This is a genomic window from Sphingomonas sp. (assembly GCF_032114135.1).
Taxonomy (GTDB): domain Bacteria; phylum Pseudomonadota; class Alphaproteobacteria; order Sphingomonadales; family Sphingomonadaceae; genus Sphingomonas.
Genome location: NZ_DAMCTA010000004.1, coordinates 59,318 through 78,105, shown reverse-complemented (window position 1 = coordinate 78,105; position 18,788 = coordinate 59,318). Strand labels below are relative to the sequence as shown.

13 protein-coding genes are annotated in these 18,788 nt (G+C 68.8%); 7 read left to right on the top strand and 6 right to left on the bottom strand.

Annotation, left to right across the window (positions count from 1 at the left end; genetic code table 11):
• Positions 1–5: 5 nt before the first annotated feature.
• Positions 6–2,348 (bottom strand): DPP IV N-terminal domain-containing protein, encoded by a 2,343-nt coding sequence (locus tag RT655_RS17630; protein WP_313539326.1) that lies wholly within the window; start codon positions 2,346–2,348, stop codon positions 6–8.
• A gap of 143 nt (positions 2,349–2,491) precedes the next feature.
• Here RT655_RS17630 and RT655_RS17625 point away from each other — a divergent pair, with 143 nt between their 5' ends.
• The 3 genes from RT655_RS17625 to RT655_RS17615 are packed head-to-tail and all read left to right on the top strand — an operon-like array spanning position 2,492 to position 7,628.
• Positions 2,492–4,864 (top strand): beta-L-arabinofuranosidase domain-containing protein, encoded by a 2,373-nt coding sequence (locus RT655_RS17625; RefSeq protein WP_313539323.1) that lies wholly within the window; start codon positions 2,492–2,494, stop codon positions 4,862–4,864.
• Positions 4,861–5,886 (top strand): Ldh family oxidoreductase, encoded by a 1,026-nt coding sequence (locus RT655_RS17620; RefSeq protein WP_313539320.1) that lies wholly within the window; start codon positions 4,861–4,863, stop codon positions 5,884–5,886. The genes RT655_RS17625 and RT655_RS17620 overlap by 4 nt, the downstream gene beginning before the upstream one ends.
• A complete protein-coding gene (locus tag RT655_RS17615; protein ID WP_313539317.1) occupies positions 5,883–7,628 on the top strand; it encodes a DUF885 family protein in 1,746 nt (581 codons plus the stop codon). Before RT655_RS17620 ends, RT655_RS17615 begins: the two co-directional genes overlap by 4 nt.
• Positions 7,629–7,643: 15 nt before the next feature.
• On the opposite strand, the gene RT655_RS17610 is transcribed toward RT655_RS17615, so the two are convergent.
• The 3 genes from RT655_RS17610 to RT655_RS17600 form a co-directional block, all read right to left on the bottom strand.
• Positions 7,644–9,014 carry a DUF1501 domain-containing protein gene (locus RT655_RS17610; RefSeq protein WP_313539315.1) on the bottom strand — a complete coding sequence of 457 codons (1,371 nt, stop codon included), beginning with the start codon at positions 9,012–9,014 and terminating at the stop codon, positions 7,644–7,646.
• Between the two features lie 11 nt (positions 9,015–9,025).
• Positions 9,026–10,717 carry a DUF1800 family protein gene (locus tag RT655_RS17605; protein WP_313539312.1) on the bottom strand — a complete coding sequence of 564 codons (1,692 nt, stop codon included), beginning with the start codon at positions 10,715–10,717 and terminating at the stop codon, positions 9,026–9,028.
• Positions 10,718–10,808: 91 nt separating this feature from the next.
• Complete coding sequence (locus RT655_RS17600) at positions 10,809–11,129, bottom strand: hypothetical protein (protein ID WP_313539309.1); 321 nt, start codon at positions 11,127–11,129, stop codon at positions 10,809–10,811.
• A 166-nt stretch (positions 11,130–11,295) separates the two neighbouring features.
• Between RT655_RS17600 and RT655_RS17595 the strand changes: the two genes are divergently transcribed.
• On the top strand, positions 11,296–13,266 hold the full coding sequence (locus RT655_RS17595) for an energy transducer TonB (protein ID WP_313539307.1): 1,971 nt from the start codon (positions 11,296–11,298) through the stop codon (positions 13,264–13,266).
• Positions 13,267–13,287: 21 nt separating this feature from the next.
• Here the strand turns inward: RT655_RS17595 and RT655_RS17590 are convergent, their stop codons facing one another.
• The gene (locus RT655_RS17590) at positions 13,288–14,268 is read right to left on the bottom strand and encodes an SDR family oxidoreductase (protein ID WP_313539305.1); all 981 of its coding nucleotides are present in this window, start codon (positions 14,266–14,268) and stop codon (positions 13,288–13,290) included.
• A gap of 89 nt (positions 14,269–14,357) precedes the next feature.
• Here RT655_RS17590 and RT655_RS17585 point away from each other — a divergent pair, with 89 nt between their 5' ends.
• The gene (locus RT655_RS17585; protein WP_313539303.1) at positions 14,358–15,452 is read left to right on the top strand and encodes a lactonase family protein; all 1,095 of its coding nucleotides are present in this window, start codon (positions 14,358–14,360) and stop codon (positions 15,450–15,452) included.
• Here RT655_RS17585 and RT655_RS17580 read toward each other — a convergent pair.
• The gene (locus RT655_RS17580) at positions 15,423–16,919 is read right to left on the bottom strand and encodes a DUF4403 family protein (protein ID WP_313539300.1); all 1,497 of its coding nucleotides are present in this window, start codon (positions 16,917–16,919) and stop codon (positions 15,423–15,425) included. The two genes, RT655_RS17585 and RT655_RS17580, sit on opposite strands and share 30 nt — an antisense overlap.
• 182 nt (positions 16,920–17,101) lie before the next feature.
• Here RT655_RS17580 and RT655_RS17575 point away from each other — a divergent pair, with 182 nt between their 5' ends.
• Positions 17,102–18,013, top strand: a complete 912-nt coding sequence (locus tag RT655_RS17575; RefSeq protein WP_313539298.1) for an ABC transporter ATP-binding protein — start codon at positions 17,102–17,104, stop codon at positions 18,011–18,013.
• The gene (locus RT655_RS17570) at positions 18,010–18,762 is read left to right on the top strand and encodes an ABC transporter permease (protein WP_313539296.1); all 753 of its coding nucleotides are present in this window, start codon (positions 18,010–18,012) and stop codon (positions 18,760–18,762) included. The genes RT655_RS17575 and RT655_RS17570 overlap by 4 nt, the downstream gene beginning before the upstream one ends.
• Positions 18,763–18,788 lie beyond the last annotated feature (26 nt).

Here is an 18,788-nt window from a genome sequence, read left to right as displayed (position 1 = left end):
GGACCTCATTTCTCGGGACGCAGCAGCGGCAGTTGTTCGCGCCAGGCGGGCGTGTCGAAGCCGATATCGGCGGGCGGCGCCTCGCCGAGCAGGTGCTGCACGAAATAGTCGCGGAACTTGCGCCAGAAGAAGGGCTGGTAGACCGCATGGGTGGTGTTGGGCAGCACCACCATGTCGACATCGCGGCCCGCCCAGATCAGCGAGGTGGCGAGCTGGAAGCTCTCGGTCACCGGCACATTGTCATCGATGTCGCCATGGATCAGCAGCAGGTGGCTGCCGAGATTGGGGGCGGCCACCATGTTCGAGTTGCGCGCCCAGTCATTGGGGGTGGCGGCGCCCATGGTGGTTTCGGGCCACCAGGCCTTGTCGAGCCGCAGATCGTGATTGCCCGAGGAGGCAACGCCCACCTTGAAGAAGCCGGGGCGGCGGATGACGAAGCGCGCAGCGTCATAGCCGCCCGCCGATCCGCCGAACACGCCGACGCGCGACAGGTCGAATTCGGGATAGCGCTCGGCCATCTGGCGGATCAGCGCGATATGATCGTCGAGCCCGACCTCGCCCAGATTCTGATAGGCGTGCATGCGGAAGGCGCGCCCGCGCCGCGAGGTGCCGCGCCCGTCGATCATCACCACAATCGCGCCCAGCTGCGCGACGCTGGAGCCCGCCGCGCCCACCGTCGCGGTCCAGCTGACCGGCACCTGGCTGGTCGTAGGACCCGTATAAACATTGTCGATCACCGGATAGCGGCGGTTCGGGTCGAAGCGCGCGGGGCGGTAGATCATCCCGTAGATCGGCGTCTTGCCGTCCGCCGCGACGCCCTGGAACGGCTCGGGCATGCGATAGCCGCTGGCGAGCAGCGCCGCGGGATCGGCATGGCCGAGCTCGGCGAGGATGCGGCCGTCGGTCGCGCTGCGCAGCACGGTGCGGCTCGGCTGGGTGAGCGTCGACAGCACGTCGAGGAAGGTCTTGCCGTCGGGGGCGACCTGCACGTCGTGCTGCACCGGCTCCGGGGTGAGCAGCAGCGGCTGTTCGCCGTGAATGCCGACCCGGTAGAGCGCGGTGTAATAGGGATTGCGGTCGTGCTCGCGACCGACTCCGCGCACCAGGATGGCGCCCGTCGCGGCATCGACATGGTCGACGCCGATCACTTCCCAGTCGCCGCGGGTGAGCGGGATGCCGCCCTCGGGCGCATCGGGGCGCACCAGATAGAGCTGCGCCCAGCCGCTGCGTTCGGAGATGACGAGCTCGCCGCCCAGTTCGGGCGCCGGCTGGAGCAAACTCGACACCACCGAGACGCTGGGCGTCAACGCCTCGCGCGCCACCACCGTCGCCGCGCCCGTCTCCGGATCGGCCTTGTAGACGACGAGCTGCTTGTAGCCGCGCTCCGTCCATTGCGCGCGGACCTGGCCGTTCACCCAGGCCATGTCCGGATCATAGGGATAGAGCAGCGATTCGCTGGGGATGGCGAGGGGCACCAGCCGCGCCTTGCGACGGCGCACCGCCTGCTCGACATCGATCACCAGCCGCGTCGCCTGAGGCAGCTTCTCGGCGCCGGCGAGCGGATAGATGTAGCGGAAGGTACGCGGGTAGATCGTCCCCGGTGGCGTCGCCTGGACGATCCCAAGGCGGATCACGTCGCGCGTGTCGAGCCGCCAGGTGAGGATGCGTTTGCTGTCCGGCGACCAGCGGACCGATACCGGCATGGTCGGGTCCTCGGTGCCCTGGGCAAGGATGTCGGCAAGCACGGGGATGCCGCGGCCATAGGGCTGGTCGCGGGTGCCGTCCTCGGTCAGCGCGACTTCGCGGCCGCTCGGCACCTCTACGGCGTAGAGGTTGAAGTTGCGCGAGACGATGCGGAAGCGGCCGTCGGGCGAGAGCGCCTCCTCACCGTCCGCCGCGCCCTTCGCCGCGGGGGCGAGCGTGCCGTCGGCGGCCCAGGTCCAGCGCTTGTCGAACGCGCTGAACTGCAGCGCGCCGCCCTCGATCTTCGCGTCCTCGATCGGCAGGTCGGCGGGCCTGAGCGGCTTGTCGCGTGCGTTGGCGAGCGCGGCCGCGATGGCCGCTTCCGGGGCGATCGGGCGCGACTGGCCGGTGGCGAGGTCGTAATAGGCGACGATCCGCTTGCCCTCGGGGCCATGGCGATAGACGATGCCGGCGCTGTCGGTGGTGAAGCCCGCGCGCAGGCTTCGGTCGACGATCAGCTTGGCGAGCCCATCGCCCAAATAGCGATCCGCCGCGGCATAGCGGGCTTCGATCGGCGCGTCCGTCTGCGCCGCCGCCAGGCAAGGCACGAGCAGCGCCCATGCTGCCAAGGCGCTGGTCCTGCCGAGCCGAGCTGATAGAAGCATGCGGAATTCCCCCTTGCGCGTGGTAGACCATGACGCACGCAGCGGGTCAATAATGTTATACGGTATATGATGCCGAGCAGCTAAGCGCTTGACCCCCCCACACAGCCTCCGTAGATCGTATACGATTACTGAGGGGAAGAGCGATGCGGCGTACGCGACGGGAAATGCTTGCAAGCGCCGGAAGCGCCTTGCTCGTGACGGGCGCAGGCGTTGCCCCCTCTTTTGCGCGCGCTGCGGACGCCGCGGCGTTCCCGCCGAAACTGGCTCCGCTGCCGCTCACCGCGCTCAAGCTGGCGCGTTCGGACTATGCCACGGCGGTGCAGGTCAACCAGCGCTATCTGCTCCGGCTCGATCCCGATCGCCTGCTCCACAATTTCCGTCTCTATGCCGGGCTGGAACCCAAGGGCACGATCTATGGCGGGTGGGAGAGCGATACGATCGCCGGCCACACGCTCGGCCATTATCTCTCCGCACTGGTGCTCAGCTGGCAGCAGACCGGCGACGGCGAACTCCGCCGCCGCGCCGACTATATCGTGGCCGAGCTGGCCGAGGCGCAGGCCAGGCGCGGTACCGGCTATGTCGGCGCGCTCGGGCGCAAGCGTGACGGCAAGATCACCGACGGCGAGGTGATCTTCCAGGAGATCATGCGCGGCGAGATCAAGTCGGGCGGGTTCGATCTCAACGGCTCCTGGTCGCCGCTCTACACGGTGCACAAGCTGTTCGCCGGGCTGCTCGACGTGCATGCCGGCTGGAACAATGCCCAGGCGCTGCAGGTCACGTTGGGGCTGGCCGGCTATTTCGAACGGGTGTTCGCCGCGCTGAACGACGCGCAGATGCAGCAGATGCTCGGCTGCGAATATGGCGGGCTCAACGAGAGCTTCGCCGAGCTCTACGCCCGCACCCGCGACGCGCGCTGGATGGTGGTGGCCAAGCGGCTCTACGACGATCGCGTGCTCGATCCGCTCAAGGCGGGCGAGGACAAGCTCGCCAATTTCCACGCCAATACGCAGGTGCCCAAGCTGATCGGGCTGGCGCGCATCCACGAGCTGACCGGCGATGCCGGCGACGCCAAGGCCGCGCGCTTCTTCTGGGAGCGGGTGACCCAGCACCACAGCTACGTCATCGGCGGCAACGCCGATCGCGAATATTTCGCCGCACCGGACAGCATCGTCCAGCACATCACCGAGCAGACCTGCGAGCATTGCAACACCTACAACATGCTCAAGCTGACCAGCCATCTCTACAGCTGGCAGCCCGACGGCGCGCTGTTCGACTTCTACGAGCGCGCGCACCTCAACCATGTGATGGCGCAGCAGGACCCGAAGACCGGCGGCTTCACCTACATGACCCCGCTGATGAGCGGCACCAGGCGCGAGTTCGCCGGCCCTGAGGCCGAGGAATTCTGGTGCTGCGTCGGCTCGGGGATGGAGAGCCACGCCAAGCATGGCGAGGCGGCGTTCTGGGAGGGCGAGGGCGCCTTCCTGGTCAATCTCTACATCCCCGCGACGATCGACTGGAAGGCGAAGGGCGCGCAGTTCGTGCTCGACACCGCCTATCCGTTTCAGGGCACCGCGACGCTGAAGCTCGCGCGGCTGGCGCGGACCGGGCGCTTCACGGTGGCGCTGCGCGTGCCGGGTTGGGCGGCGGGCAAGGCGATCGTGAGCGTGAACGGCGCGCCGGCCGGTGCCCGGTTCGAGCGTGGCTATGCGCTGGTGTCGCGCAGCTGGAAGGCAGGGGACACGGTGGCGATCACCCTGCCGATGGACCTCCGCCTCGAAGCGACGCCCGGCGACGACAGCGTCGTCGCGGTGCTGCGTGGGCCGATGGTGCTGGCGGGCGACCTAGGCGCGGCCGAGACGCCGTGGACGGGCGCCGATCCCGCGCTGGTCGGGCAGGACCTGCTCGCCAGCTTTGCGCCGACCACCGAACCGGCGATCTTTGAGACGCGCGGCGTGGTGCGGCCCGGCGATCTGCGCTTCGTCCCCTTCTACCGCCAATATGAGCGCCGCAGCGCGGTCTATTTCAAGCGCTTCAGCGAGGCGCAGTGGAAAGACGAGGAAGCCGCCTTCCTCGCCGAACAGGCGCGGCTCAAGGATGTCGCCGCCCGCTCGGTCGACGTGATGCACCTGGGCGAGATGCAGCCCGAGCGCGACCATGACCTGCGCACCGAAGGCGCGTCCTATCCGGTCGCCTATCGCGGGCGACAGGGCCGCGATGCGCGCACCGGCAGCTGGTTCGACTTCACGATGAAGGTGAAGGACGGCCCGCTGCTGCTCCAGGCGACCTATTGGGGCGGCGAGCGCGACCGCGATTTCGACATCCTCGTCGACGGCCAAAAGATCGCGACCCAGCATCTTTCCGAGACGGATGCGCCGGGCAAGTTCTTCGACGTGACCTACAAACTCCCCGAGACGCTCACCAAGGGCAAGAAGAGCGTGCGCGTCCGCTTTGTGCCGCACGATCGCAACACCGCCGGCCCCGTGTTCGGCGTCGTGCTGCTCACCGCCAAGCCGTGAGCGGCGTCGCGCTGACGCTGGACGAGGTGCGCGCGCTCGCCCGCCGGGTGCTGCGCGCGGCGGGCCTCGCCGAGGATCATGCCGATGCGGTCGCCGAGACGATGGTCGCGGGCGAGCGCGACGGTTGCGCGTCGCACGGCATCTACCGGATGCTCGTCGCGGCCAATACCATTGCCAAGGGCAAGGTGGTGCGCGATGCGGTGCCCCTGCTGTCCGAGCCCGCACGGGCGCTCGCGCGGGTCGACGGCAAGGGCGGGTTCGCGCAGCTGGCGTTCGCGGTCGGCAAGCCCGCGCTGGTCGCTAAGGCACGCGCCTGTGGCATCGCCGCGCTGGCGCTCAACAATGTCGTCCATTTCGCCGCGCTCTGGCCCGAGGTGGAGGCGCTTGCCGAAGTAGGGCTGGTCGCGCTGGCCTTCACCCCCAGCCATGCCTGGGTCGCACCCGCCGGGGGAACGCGCCCGGTGTTCGGCACCAATCCGATCGCCTTTGGCTGGCCGCGACCGAAGCCGGCGCCGCCCTTTGTCTTCGACTTCGCCACCAGTATGGTTGCGCGCGGCGAGATCGAGCTGCACCGCCGCGTCGGGAAGGCCGTGCCCGAGGATTGGGGCATCGACGCCGAGGGCCGCCCGACCAGCGATCCGGCCGCAATCCTCGACGGGGCGATGCGCACCTTTGGCGGGCACAAGGGATCGGCGCTCGCGGCGATGGTCGAGCTGGTCGCCGGGCCGCTGATCGGCGACCTGACCAGTGCGGAATCGATCGGGGCAGACGGCGGGGCAGGCGCGTCGCCGCTCGGTGGCGAACTGATCGTCGCGATCGATCCGGCGGGTTTTCTCGGCGATGCGGTGCTTGAGCATCTCGCTCGCGCCGAGACGATGTTCGACAGCATCGAGGCGCAGGGCGCGCGGCTGCCCTCGTCGCGCCGCTATGCCGCCCGTACCCGCAGCCTTGCCGAGGGGGTGCGCATCCCCGACAAGCTCTATGCCGAGATTCTAGCGCTGGAAGCGAGCCTTACCCGATGAAGCCCATTCTTCTTCTCACCGCCGCCCTGCTCGCCACCGCCGCGGTGCCCGCGCCCAAACCGGTCAGCCCCGATGCACGGCTCAAGGCGCTGATCGACAGCGAATACAAGTGGCGGGTCGAGCAAGAAGGCCCCGGCGAGGACAATCCCGCGGCCAAGGGCGGCCTGCCCGATGTCGGCTCGGCAGCACAGGCGGCGCGGCTGGCGCGCTGGACCGCGACCGCGCAGGCGCTCGCCGCGATCGATCCGGTGAAGCTCAGCGCGAAGGGGCGGATCGACTATCTGGTCTACAAGGGCCAGATCGACGCGCTGCTCGCCGCCCAGCGCTTCCGCGACTATGAGAAGCCGCTCAACTCGGACAGCAGCTTCTGGAGCGACATCGCCGGATCGGCACGCGACAGCTTCGTCCGCGAGGACCAGTACCGCGCCTATATCAAGACGCTGCGCGACATGCCGCGCTATTTCGACCAGAACATCGTCAATATGCGCGCGGGGCTCGCGCGCGGCTTCACGCCGCCCAAGGTGACGCTCACCGGCCGCGATATCGGCGTGGCGCAGGTGGTCGAGGCGCCGCTCGAGGCGAACCTGTTCTACACGCCGTTCAAGACGTTCCCCGGCGCGATCCCCGCGGCGGTGCAGGCGGAGCTGCGGCGCGAGGGCCAGGCCGCGATCCGCGAGGCGGTGGTGCCGGCGCACCAGAAGCTGCTGACGTTCCTGCGCACCGAATATATCCCCGGCGCCCGCACCGATCTGGCGGCGACCACGCTGCCCGACGGCCAGGCCTATTACCGCTCGAAGATCCGCGAATATGTGACCCGCGACATGACCGCCGAGCAGGTCCATGCCGTCGGCCTGCGCGAAGTGGCGAAGATCCGCGCCGAGATGATGACGGTGAAGGCCGAGGCAAAGTTCGACGGCGACCTGCCGGCCTTCCTCCACTTCCTGCGCACCGATCCGCAATTCTACGCCAAGACGCCGCGCGAGCTGCTCTACCACGCCGCCTGGGCGGCCAAGCAGTTCGACGGCAAGGCAGGGCAGTATTTCGGCCATCTGCCCCGCCGCCGCTTCGCGATCGTGCCGGTGCCGGACGACCTCGCGCCCTTCTACACCGGCGGGCGCGGCGGCCCGGGCATCTATCTGGTCAACACCTATGACCTGAAGTCGCGGCCCTTCTACCAGTTGACCGCACTGACCCTGCACGAAAGCGCGCCGGGCCACGCCTTCCAGATGCCGCTGGCCAACGAGAACAAGGCGCTGCCCCCCTTCCGCCGCGACACCTATCTCTCGGCGTACGGCGAGGGCTGGGCACTCTATTCGGAGAAGCTCGGCGTCGAGATGGGGATGTACGAGACGCCCTACGACCAGTTCGGCATGCTGAGCTACCAGATGTGGCGCGCGGCGCGGCTGGTGGTCGATACCGGCATCCACGCGATGGGCTGGACCCGCGAACAGGCCCAGGCCTTCCTGCGCGACAACACCGCGCTCAGCAATCACGAGATCGAGACCGAGGTCGATCGCTACATCGCCTGGCCGGGCCAGGCGCTGAGCTACTACATGGGCGAGCTGGCCTTCCTCGACGCCCGCGCCCGGGCCGAAAAGGCGCTGGGTCCGAAGTTCAACATCCGCGCTTGGCACGACGCGATGCTGCAGCTCGGATCGGTGCCGCTGACCGTGATCGACCAGCGCACCGACCAGTTCATCCAGGAAGGCGGCAAGGGCCCCTATCCCGACGAGGAGCGATGATCAGGCGCCCGATTCTCAAGCCTTGAACAGCGCCAGCGGCCCGCGCCCGGCGCTGCTCCAGGTCGACCAGTTGGGGAAGACATAGGGCAGGTCGGCATCGGCGACGCCGTGCCAGCGGGCAATCGCGCCGAGATATTCCTCCTGCGCGACGCCCGGCACGAAGCGGCCTTCCTTGGTGATGTCGTCCGCGCCGCCCAGCACCGGATCGGGATAGCTGCCAAGCACCGCGCCGGGAGCGACGTCGCCGCCCATCACCAGGTGGTTGCTGCCCCAGGCATGGTCGGTGCCGCCCTGGCCGTTGCCGAGATAGGTGCGGCCGAAGTCGCTCATCGTGAAGCTGGTGACGTTGCCCGCCAGCCCCAGCGAGCCCATTGCCTTGTGGAAGCCGGCCATGGCGTTGGCAAGGTCGCCGAGCAGATTGGCATGCAGCCCGGTTGCGTTGGTGCCGCCCCCCACTTGCCCGGCATGGGTATCGAAGCCGCCTTGGCTGACAAGGAAATTCTGCCGCGCATGGCCCAGCGTGCCGCGCGCCGCGATCATCCGCGCCACCACCATCAGCTGCCGCGCGACATCGCTGGTCAGCGCCGCCCCGGTCGTCGGGTTGACGAAGAACGCGTCCGTGGCGGCAGTGCCGACTAGGATGCTATTCGCCGTCGCCGCCTGATCATAGTTGCGCGTCAGCGTCTGCGCCACGCCGTCGAGGACCGCGCTGCCATCGCCGTTGCTGCCGAGCGCGGTGATCGCACTGTTCTTGGCGCTGCTGCCGGCGGTGAAGCCGCTGCGGCCGGGCAGGCCGCCGGTGCTCGGCAAAATCAGCGGGGTGGTCTGGCGGCCGAGCACCGCGACGGTCGAGCCCGCCAGCGACATCACCGGCGGCAGCGATCCCCCCGGCATCTTGTCGGCAATGCGGCCGAGGAAACCGTCGCGGCTCGTTTCGCGCGCGCGCAGCCCCTGCCAGTGATCCTGCTCGTCGGCATGGCTCATCAGATTGGCCGGGCGCAGATCGGTACGCGTTTTGTACGTTGTCTTGGTGAGCGGCGCGAACAATGTGCCGGCGTTGAGCACCAGCCCCAGCGACCCTTCGTCCCATACCGGCCGAAGTGCGGCCATGGCGGGATGGAGCGCATAGGCGCTGTTGGTCAGCGGGGTCAGCGCCGCGCGCTGGATGCCGACGCTGCCGCGCGACGCGAGATAGGTGCTGTGCCGGGCATCGGTGGGGATCACCATGTTCCAGCCGTCATTGCCGCCGAACAGGAAGATGCCGACCATGGCACGGTAGCTGCCGGTGGGCGCCGCGATGGCGGCGGTGCGGCCGAACTGGCCAAGGGCGGCGAGCGCGCCGGTGCCGGCGGTGAGGCGAACGAAATCGCGACGGGAAAGCGTCATGGCAAAATTCCTCAGCGATCGACCAGGAACATGGGGCTGGTCGCCGCGACATAGAGCATCATCTGTGCGCGCTTACGGGCATGCAGCTTGGGATCGGCGTTGCTGATCGCCATGCCCGCCGCCTTGAGCGCGTCGCGCTGGGCCTTGCTCAGCCCCTTGGCGAACAGCAGCAGGTCGATGCGATCGACCATCGCGTCGATATTGTCGCCCATCGCTTCCCAGTCGGCCCAGACCGGTGCGGTGCCCGAGGTGCCGGGCAGCGTGGTCACCGCGGCATATTCCCCTCGGCCGCTGTCGCCGCCCACCGTCCAGTCATAGACCAGGTTGTGCAGCCGCAGCTGGTTGGCGCTGGTCAGCAGCTTGGAGGCGGGGCTGCGCAGCGTCGCGCTGCCGGGCAGCGGGAAATCGTCCGGGTAGAAGTTGAACACCGAGGGTGCGCGCATCACCGGCTGGCCGAAGGTAGCGTCGCGGACCTGGAAGACATAGCCGTCGGTGGTGAAGCCGATCGCGCGGGCAAGGCTGGTCATCGCCAGCACCGGCTCCTTGAGCTTGCCCGGCGTGGAAAGCTGCGGCCCGCGTGCTTCGGCATCGGTGAGGATCGCGCGGACCACCGCCTTCAGGTCACCGCGCACGCCGCTGCCATTGTTGGCGAACACCGCCGCAACCCGGCCGATATAGCCGGGCGAGGGGTTGGGCGTGACGAGATGGGTGATCAGGTGCCGCGCCACGAAGGGCGGGGTGGAGGCATGGTTGAACGCCGCGTCGACCACCGCGGTCACGCTCGCCTGCTGCGCCGCGCCCGCGGGCACGACCGTGGTGAAGAAGCGCTTCTCGGCGCTGTCATAGCGCGCCGGCACGGCGACCATCGACTGGGCATAGGCGATCGCCTGGTTGTCGGTGATCGCCGCGCTGCCGACCCGCGCATAGGTCCAGCCGGTCAGCGCCCGCGCGATGTCACGGATATCGTCGGCGGTATAGTTTGGGATCGGGCCGCCGCTCGCGTCGCGCTGGATGCTGCCGTCCATGCCGAGCTGGTCAGGACCCATGGAGAACAGCTGGAGAAACTCGCGGGCATAGTTCTCGGACGGCGTGCCCTTGCGGCTGTTCGCCATGTCGAGATAATCGCCCATATAGCCGTTGAGCGTGACGCCGAGCATAAGATCGCGGTAATTGCCAAAGGCATTGGTGAGGAGCAGCTGGTTGAAGGCGGCGATGCCCGCGGCCGAGCGCACGCCTGCTTCCGACGCGACGATCATCTGCGAGAGCGCGAATGCGACGCGCTGGCGCAGCTGGTCCGGCGCGGTAATCGCATCGGCGTAGAAACGCATCGCCACCAGCGTGCGGGTGAAGCGCTGGGTCGCGCAGGCGCTGTCGCCCGAGGCGCAGGAATCGCTCCGAACGTCGACCGCGAGATCGCCGTACGTGCTGCCGGTCGCAGCGAACTGTTCGTCGAGCCAGCCATTGATGCCCAGCGCGCGGATGCGGTCGACGAGCGCTATCGTCGGCCCGAAGCTCGCCTGCTGGGCGAGGCGCACCGAATCGTCGAGCGCGGCAGCAGCCACCGGGGCCGGCGCGGGGCTGGGAGGGGCGGAAACCAGGCCCCCTCCGGAGCTGCCGCCACCGCCGCCGCCGTCACAGGCGGCAAGCAGGGTCATCGCCAGGGCGGCACCTGCCGCCAAGGCTCGTTTCGTTACGCTGGACACGCCCCTCGCTCCTTCGATCGCGATTTGGGAATGCCTTGGTTATTAAGGGGATAAGGTTAAGCGCAGGCTCACGCGCATGGTTAACCCATGGTTACCGGCGGCAGGCAGCCACCATTGCCGCGGCGCTAGCGGCATCGAGCGCTTCGGCGTGGCCGCCGCAGATCTGGCCAGCATGATCGAGGGCGAGACTGAAGGGTAACCCGGCGCTGCGGCGTGCGACTTCGGCCACGAGCTGGCGCTGGGTGGCGCGATCGGGCTGCCAGCGCTGCGCGGACGGCACCCGTTCCAGCATCGCGCGCGTCGCGCGGCTGTCGTCGAACGGCACCACCAAGATGCGATAGGGCTGCGCGCCGCGACCAATGGCATCGAGCCGGGCCAGCTCGGCATGGCAAGGCGCGCACCAGGATGCCACGAACAGGAGAATGCTATCGGAAGGTCCAATTGGCGCCGGCGCTGCACCGAATAGAAACGACAAGCATGCGACCCTGCCTAATTGCTGGATCAACATACGCATCTTGCTCGACAATCCCGCCGCATCATGATTTGAAGCTACTTCCTTTTGGGGGAGGGATAGCATAATGGCCTCGCTGATTCTCGCGCTTTTGCTGGCAGGCGGTCAGCAGACGGCTCCGCAACCGGCACATGCCGCGCCGACGCTGCAGCAGCTATTCGATCAGGCAACCAAGGCCGGTGAGGCGGGGCGCTGCGCGGAGGCCGTGCAGGTGTTCGAACAGATCGAGCAGAACCCCAAGGCGATGGCCAACCCGACCGTCCGGGCGGCGGTGGACGTGCGCAAGGGCTATTGCCTCGCGCAGCTCGAACGGTCCGAAGAAGGCGAGGCGGCAATCCGTCGCGGTCTGCCGGTGCTCGCCGCCAAGGGCGCAGGGTTCGCGGAGGAGGTGCGGCAAGCGCATCTCGCGCTTGGTCAGGTTGCACTGCTGCGCTTCGATTATAGCGGGGCGGCGGCCGAATACCTGCTCGTGCTGGACAGCGCGACGGGTCCGGGCCGCGTCCGGCCGCTGATGGCGCTCAGCCAAGTGACGATGTTCGACCAGGATGGTGCGGCGATCCGCTATGCCGGCGAGGCCCGCAGCATCGCACTTGCCGACCCGAGCTTCGACAAGAAGGCCCGGGCCTCGGTGCAGACCCAATATGCACGCGCATTGCTCAACGCCGGGCGTGCGCCCGAGGCCTATGCCGAGCTGAAGGACAGCCTGCGCAAGCAGGGCGGGCTGACGACAAAGGTTGGAATCTCCGATCTCGTCACGCGCTCGGACCTCGCGATTGCCGCTTGGCTCAACCATGACGCGGAGTCGGCGCGCAACTATCTCGCCTATACCGGCGCCGGTCGGTTCGAGAAGTCGCCGTTCGAGCGTGCCCGCGACATGACGCTGCCGGCGTGCGGTGCGGAAACCGGCCTCAAGCCGGACGACATGGCGATCGTCCAATTCTCGCTTGCCGAGGACGGGCATGTCGCCGGCGTACTGCCGGTCTATGCACCCGCCGGACGCACCGCCGCGATCGCCTTTGCCCGCGAAGTGCGCGGCTGGTCCTGGACGCCGGAAGACGCGCGCGCGATTCCGCCGCTGTTCCGCTTGACGACGCGCATGGAGATGCGCTGCACCAATGCCGCCGAGCGGCCGGACCTTACCCAGCCGCTCGCGGCCGCCGCGGCGGCGTGGCTGGAGAGCAAGGGCGTCAGCGATGCCGGCTGGAGCGCCCTGCCCGACGCGAAGGCCGCGCCGCTCGAGCGCGCGGCATTGGCCGCGGCGCGAGCGAAGGGCGATCGGCCCGGCGTGATCGCGGCAGCACTAGCGCTGGTCGAGAACAGCGTGGTGCCCGAGGTGGAACGACGCATGCTCGCCGCCGAGGCCAGCTCGCTCGCGGAAATGCTTAGCGCCCCGCCAGCGGTCCGCGCCTATCTGGAGCTGGGGAAAGCCGAGATGGCCGACGAGCAGCGCGGACGCTCGGCAGCGCGACGTGCCCTGTTGGCGCGGCTCGAATTCCAGAACGATCCCCTCGTCGCCGCGACGCTGCGGCTGCTGATCGCGATGCCAGGATACCGGACCCCCGCGCCATCCGATGCCGATGCGTTGCTGGCAGCCGTGGTGGCGGCGCCCAGCTTGCCAGAACGTCACCCGCTCAAGGTGGCGGCGTTGCTCCAGCGGGCGAATTTGGCGGCGAAACACGGCGATCTCGCCGCCGCCCAGCGCGCCTTCGCGCAGACGGGGCTCACCAGCCGCCAATGCGCGCTGCTGGGGCTGAAGCCCGCGATGCGGAGTACCGGCGACCTCAGCAACCTCTTTCCCGACACGGCGCAGCGCCTCGGTTTCGAGGGTTGGGTGCGGACCGAGTTCGACGTCGCCACCGACGGCAAGACGATCGCGCCGCGCGTGGTCAGTTCCTATCCCGCCTTCGTGTTCGACGAGGCGGCCAACACCATGGCGAAGGGCCTGCGCTATACGAGCAGCTATCGGCCGGAAGACGGTGTCGCCTGCTCCGCACAGGATACGGCGGTCGCCTTCCGGATAAGCCACATGCCGAAATGACGCCGACAGCGGTACCGCGCGTCACACCGCGCCGGTGCCGCCGTTCGCGCCGAACACGCTGCCATCGGTATAGCTGAATTCGTTCGAGGCGAGCGCCACATACAGCGGCGCCAGTTCTGCCGGCTGGCCGGCGCGGCCGAGCGGGGTGTCCTGGCCGAACTTACCCATCTCGCCCGGCAGCTGGCCGCCGGCCACCTGGAGCGGCGTCCATATCGGCCCCGGCGCGACGGCGTTCACGCGGATGCCCTTCTTGGCCATCTGCTTGGCGAGCGCCTTGGTGAAGATCGCGATGCCGCCCTTGGTGGTGGCATAGTCGAGCAGCTCCTTCTCGGGCGCGAAGCTGTTGACCGAGGCGGTGTTGATGATCGCCGAGCCCGGCTTCATCAGCGGCAGCGCGGTCTTGGTGATCCAGAACATTGCGTAGAGATTGGTCTTCATCGTGCGATCGTACTGCTCGAAGCTGATCTCGTCGATCGATGCCTTGGACTGCTGATAGGCGGCGTTGTTGACCAGGATGTCGAGCCCGCCGAGCTGGCGGTTGGCGCGGCCGACCAGATCGACGCAGAAGCCCTGGTCGGTGAGGTCGCCCGGCAGCAGCACCACCTTGCGCCCCTCGCCGCGGAGCAGCTTGGCGACGTCCTGTGCATCGGGCTCCTCGGTCGGGAAATAGTTGATCGCCACGTCCGCGCCTTCCCGCGCGAAGGCGATCGCGGCGGCGCGGCCGATACCGGAATCACCGCCGGTCACCAGCGCCTTGCGGCCCGCAAGCTTGCCCGAGCCGCGATAGCTGCGCTCGCCGCAATCGGGAACGGGATGCATCTCGCGCTGGAGCGCGGGCCATTTCTGGCGCTGCTCCGGGAAAGGCTTGTCGGTATATTTGGTCTGCGGATCCGGTGCCGGGCCGCCGTTCGCGGCTTGCGCGAAGGCGGGTCCGGCGGCAGTAGCGGCACCGGCGGCGGCGGCACCCTTCAGAAGATCGCGGCGGCTTGGGTCTTCGGTCATGGCGCTGCTCCCTGTTGCATCGGGTTCAGCGCGCGAGATCGGCGAAGGTTCAGCGTTGACGGTGAGAAACCGAAAGGCTTCAATAGGATATGACTATCTCCGCATTCCCGCTGACGCGCCGCGCGCTGGTCGGCGCCAGCGTGGCGCTCGGTGCCTGCCCGAGCGCGCTGCTCGCCCGCACGAGCGGCGGTCTGATCGCCGGCACCTATGTCAACGAGGGCGGCCCCGGGCTGGTGCCGCTGACACGCGGTGCGGAGGGCTGGCAGCTTGGCACCCCGGTGGCAGCGATCCGCAATGCGTCGTTCGGTATCCGTTCGGCGACGACGGGGATGTGGTATCTGCTCGACGAGCAGACCCAGGGAACGGTGGGCGTCTACACCGCAGGGCTCGCCAAGCTGGGCACCGCCTCGACGCTGGGCGCGGACCCGTGCCATGCGGCGCTTTCCGCCGATGGCCGACATCTCGCGGTCGCCAATTATTCGAGCGGCAGCGTTGCGCTGTTCGACCTCGATCGCACTGGCCGTCCGGTCGGCGAGGCGCGCCGTATCCAGCACGAGGGCAGCGGGCCCAATCGCGAGCGACAGGCAGGCCCGCACGCGCATTGGGTGGGCTTTACCGGCACCAACACGCTCCATTCGGTCGATCTCGGCGCCGACACGGTGTTCCTCCACCGGCTGGGGGCGGGTGGCGCGGTGGATACCAGCATCGCCTATCGCACCGAAGCCGGCGCCGGGCCCCGCCACCTTGCGCGCCATCCGAGGCTGCAGATCACCTATCTCGTCACCGAGCTCGCCAACACGGTGACAGTGCTGCGCGCGCTTCCCGATGGTCGTTTCACTGCACTGGCGACACTCTCGACGCTGCCCAAGGGCTTCACCGGCGCCTCCGCGGCCGCGCACATCGCGGTCAATGCTGCCGGCACGCGGCTCTATATCTCCAATCGCGGGCATGACAGCATCGCAGTGTTCGCGATCCAGCGCGACGGCGGGCTGATCCCGCTCCAGCATGCCGGCTGCGGCGGGCACTGGCCGCGGCTGTTCCTGCTGCGCGAAGGCGAGCGCGAGATGCTGGTCGCCAACGAGCGCTCGGGAAACATTGCCCGGCTCGCGATCGGCACCGATGGAACGCTCGGCACCGCTGCCAGGGGCGTCGCCCTACCGGGCGTGGTGTTCCTCGCCGCCTGACGAGGGGCTTGCCAGCCGCACCGTCGCGCTTCCCTCGGCCCAGACCGGCAAGTACAGCCCTTGTCCCGAGGCCTGGAGCGTGCCGGTACGGGTGCGCTCCAGCCGCGCATCGATGCGCAGCACACCCTCGCGCCGGCTGGAGATGGCGCGGCTGACCTTGCCGAGCAGCTCGCCATAGTCGCGCTCGAAATTCTGGCTGAGCGCGGCGGCGATGAAGCTCCTCATTCCCGGCGCGTTCATGAGTTGGAGGATGAGGTCGCCGCCGGTCATGTCGGTGGTGCCGCTGACGTCGAGGTTCTGGAAATCGACCTTGCGCGAATTGGGCAGGTTGACCGGCGTGGCGGTCAGCCACACCGTGCCGCGCGTCCGACCGATGCTCCCGGCAACGTCCGCGGCCGAGAACAACAGGCCGACCGCCATTTGCCCGCCCTTGGTGCCGTAGATCGTCGCCTTTTCGAACTGCGCGCGTACCGGCCCGACGCCGGGCACCTCGAACGGCCGCGCCTGGCGCTTGACCAGCGCCTTCATCAGCACCGGTTCCAGCTCACGATAATCGGCGATCACCGGCAGGAACAGCGACACCTTGCCGATCGCCCCCTGCAGCGGTTGCATCGGCGGGAGCGGGGAGGGGGCGGGATCGGCGGGCCTCTGGCCGACGAAGGTCTCGGTGGTCGCTTCCATGCCGAGCCGGAGCTCGAGCCGCTTGCCGGTGATCGCATAGCCACCATAGCGCAGCTGTTTGGGCGTCACCCGCATCCATACCGGCGGCTTCTCGCGGTTGAGCGACAGCGTGGTGAAGGCCGAGCGCCAGGCCTCCTCGATCTTCTGGCGAACGCCGAGCTTCCGCAGCTCGCCCGGCAGCTCGCGCTCGAGCTTGGCGATCACCGGGGCCAGCTTCTGGTCGGCCTTGTCGGTAAACTCGATACGCTGGCCGAGGATATCGACATGCGGGGCATTGGCCCAGTCATAGTCGATGTCGATCTTGCCGCGCGGATTCCAGTCGGGGCCGAGCGACAGCGTGATCACCGCATGCGCCATCGCGTCGGCGGTCGCGGTCTCGCGTTTGAGCACGCCGCCGATGTCTTCGGCGCGGACCACGGCATGGAGCGGCATCGCCAGCCGGATCACCTGACCCTGCCCGCCGATCGTCATCGGTCCGCGTGTGACCGCGCCGACGATGCGACATTTGACGGTCGGCGTCTTCAGCTTGGCAATGCCAAGATCGAGTTTCTTCGGGCGAACGCAGGGCTGGTCGGGCTTGTCGATCGCCCAGAGCTGACGCGGCACGGCACGCTCCAGCGTCGCGGAGAGGTCGTCGAGATTGGCTTCGAGCGGCAGGGTGAGCGTGGAAAGCTCGGGTTTGACCTCGATGCGATCCTTGGCGTGCGGCGGTACCCCTCCGCCGCGATTGCCCGAACAGGCGGCGAGTGCGAGCAGCAGCACCACCGAAGTCCACCGCCCGCGCATTCGTTTCCCCTTGTTGCCGATCCGGAACAAGGGGCAGAACCGCCGGACGCGACGATCCGTTCCGGGGGCGGCATCGCAGTCGCGCGGTGCGCGATGGCATGCCGGCCGGGTGACATCTGTCACTGTGCCCGGGAGCGAGCCCGGCGCAGGTAGAGGTCGTTCTTCACAAGGGGGTTCGACCGATGATCGACGATCTCGCCGCCGTCGCGCGGCTATCCGGGGTATCGAAGCGGCTGGGCGGGCGGCCCGTGCTCGATCGCCTCGATCTGACGATACGCGCCGGCGAGGTTACCGCATTGCTGGGGCCGAACGGGGCGGGCAAGACCACCTCGGTCGCGCTGCTCACCGGCCGGCTGGCGCCCGACGCCGGTACCGCACAGCTGTTCGGGCTCGACCCGCGCCGCCCCGCCGCGCGACGCCGTCTGGGGGTGATGCTGCAGAGCGCCGGGCTGCCCGACGTACTGACCATTCGCGAGTTGGTGACGCTGCACGCCGGCTATTATCCCGATCCGCGCCCGATCGACGAAGTGCTGGCGCTGGCCGGGATCGCGGATGTTGCCGATCGCCGCTGCGGCGCACTCTCCGGCGGGCAGGCGCGGCGGGTGCAATATGCGCTGGCGATCTGCGGGCGTGCCGACCTGCTCGTGCTCGACGAGCCGACCGCGGCGATGGACCGCGGCTCGGCCCGCACGCTGTGGGGCACGGTGCGCGATCTCGCCGACGACGGTGCGGCGGTGCTGCTGACCAGCCACGATCTCGCCGAGGCCGATGCGCTGGCGGACCGCGTGCTGGTGATGGACGCCGGCCGGATTGTCGCCGATGACACGCCCGCGGCGCTGCGGGCGCGGGCAGGGGGCTCGGTGATCCGCTGCCGTACGGTACTGGTCCCTGCGGCCGCCGCGCTGCTGCCCGCTGCGCGCGATGCGGAGATGGAAGGTGCCGACCTGCGCGTCGTGAGTGCCGATGCCGCCGCCACCGTCCGCGCGCTGCTTGATGCCGATCCGGCGCTCACCGCGCTGCGGATCGCCGACGCCACGCTCGAAGATGCCATCGCGACCTTGCTCGCACCCGTTCACGAAAGGATTGCTGCATGACCGCCCTTGCCATTCCGCACGGCGTATGGCGCCGCGAGGCGCTGACCGAAGTGAAGCGGAGCCTGCGCCTGCCGCAGTTCCTGCTGCCGACGGTGCTGACCCCCGCGGGCTTCTACGGCCTGTTCACGCTGGCGCTGCCGCACGATCCGGCACCCGGGTTCGCGGCGGCGACGCTGGCGGGCTATGGCGTGTTCGCCGCCACCGGCCCGGCGCTGTTCGGCTTCGGCGCCGGGGTTGCGGTGGAGCGCGAACAGGGGCTGATCGAGCTCAAGCGCGTCTCGCCGATGCCCGCCGGCGCCTATGTCGCGGCGAAGCTGACCGCCGCCGTGGCGATGACTGCGCTGGCGCTGGTGCTAATCGACGCGCTGTCGATCGTCGCGGGCGTGCGGCTTCCCGCCGGCACCTGGGCGTTGCTGACGCTGCTCCACCTCGCCTCCGCCATCCCCTTCGCGCTGATCGGCTTCGGCATGGGGATGCGGATGAGCGCCAAGGGGGCGGTGGCGGTGGCCAACGCGTTGTTCCTCGGCTGCTCGGTGCTGGGCGGACTGTGGATCCCAAGCCGGTTGCTGCCATCCTGGATGCAGACGATTGGCGCATGGACCCCGTCCTATCATCTGGGCCAGCTTGCGCGCGGGATCGTCGGGGCAGACACCATGGGGAGCCCCTTGATGCACGGCGGCGCCATCCTTGCGATGACGGTGGCCGGCATCGCCTGGGCATGGACCGGCTGGCGGCGGAGCCCGGCTTGACCGGGACCCCGCCGATCCGCGAGGTT

What these genes read in the sequence shown, in the direction of transcription:
- RT655_RS17630 (WP_313539326.1), bottom strand. Translation starts at nt 2,348, where the DNA reads ATGCTTCTATCAGCTCGGCTCGGCAGGACCAGCGCCTTGGCAGCATGG.
- RT655_RS17625 (WP_313539323.1), top strand. Translation starts at nt 2,492, where the DNA reads ATGCGGCGTACGCGACGGGAAATGCTTGCAAGCGCCGGAAGCGCCTTG.
- RT655_RS17615 (WP_313539317.1), top strand. Translation starts at nt 5,883, where the DNA reads ATGAAGCCCATTCTTCTTCTCACCGCCGCCCTGCTCGCCACCGCCGCG.
- RT655_RS17610 (WP_313539315.1), bottom strand. Translation starts at nt 9,014, where the DNA reads ATGACGCTTTCCCGTCGCGATTTCGTTCGCCTCACCGCCGGCACCGGC.
- RT655_RS17595 (WP_313539307.1), top strand. Translation starts at nt 11,296, where the DNA reads ATGGCCTCGCTGATTCTCGCGCTTTTGCTGGCAGGCGGTCAGCAGACG.
- RT655_RS17590 (WP_313539305.1), bottom strand. Translation starts at nt 14,268, where the DNA reads ATGACCGAAGACCCAAGCCGCCGCGATCTTCTGAAGGGTGCCGCCGCC.
- RT655_RS17585 (WP_313539303.1), top strand. Translation starts at nt 14,358, where the DNA reads ATGACTATCTCCGCATTCCCGCTGACGCGCCGCGCGCTGGTCGGCGCC.
- RT655_RS17580 (WP_313539300.1), bottom strand. Translation starts at nt 16,919, where the DNA reads ATGCGCGGGCGGTGGACTTCGGTGGTGCTGCTGCTCGCACTCGCCGCC.
- RT655_RS17575 (WP_313539298.1), top strand. Translation starts at nt 17,102, where the DNA reads ATGATCGACGATCTCGCCGCCGTCGCGCGGCTATCCGGGGTATCGAAG.
- RT655_RS17570 (WP_313539296.1), top strand. Translation starts at nt 18,010, where the DNA reads ATGACCGCCCTTGCCATTCCGCACGGCGTATGGCGCCGCGAGGCGCTG.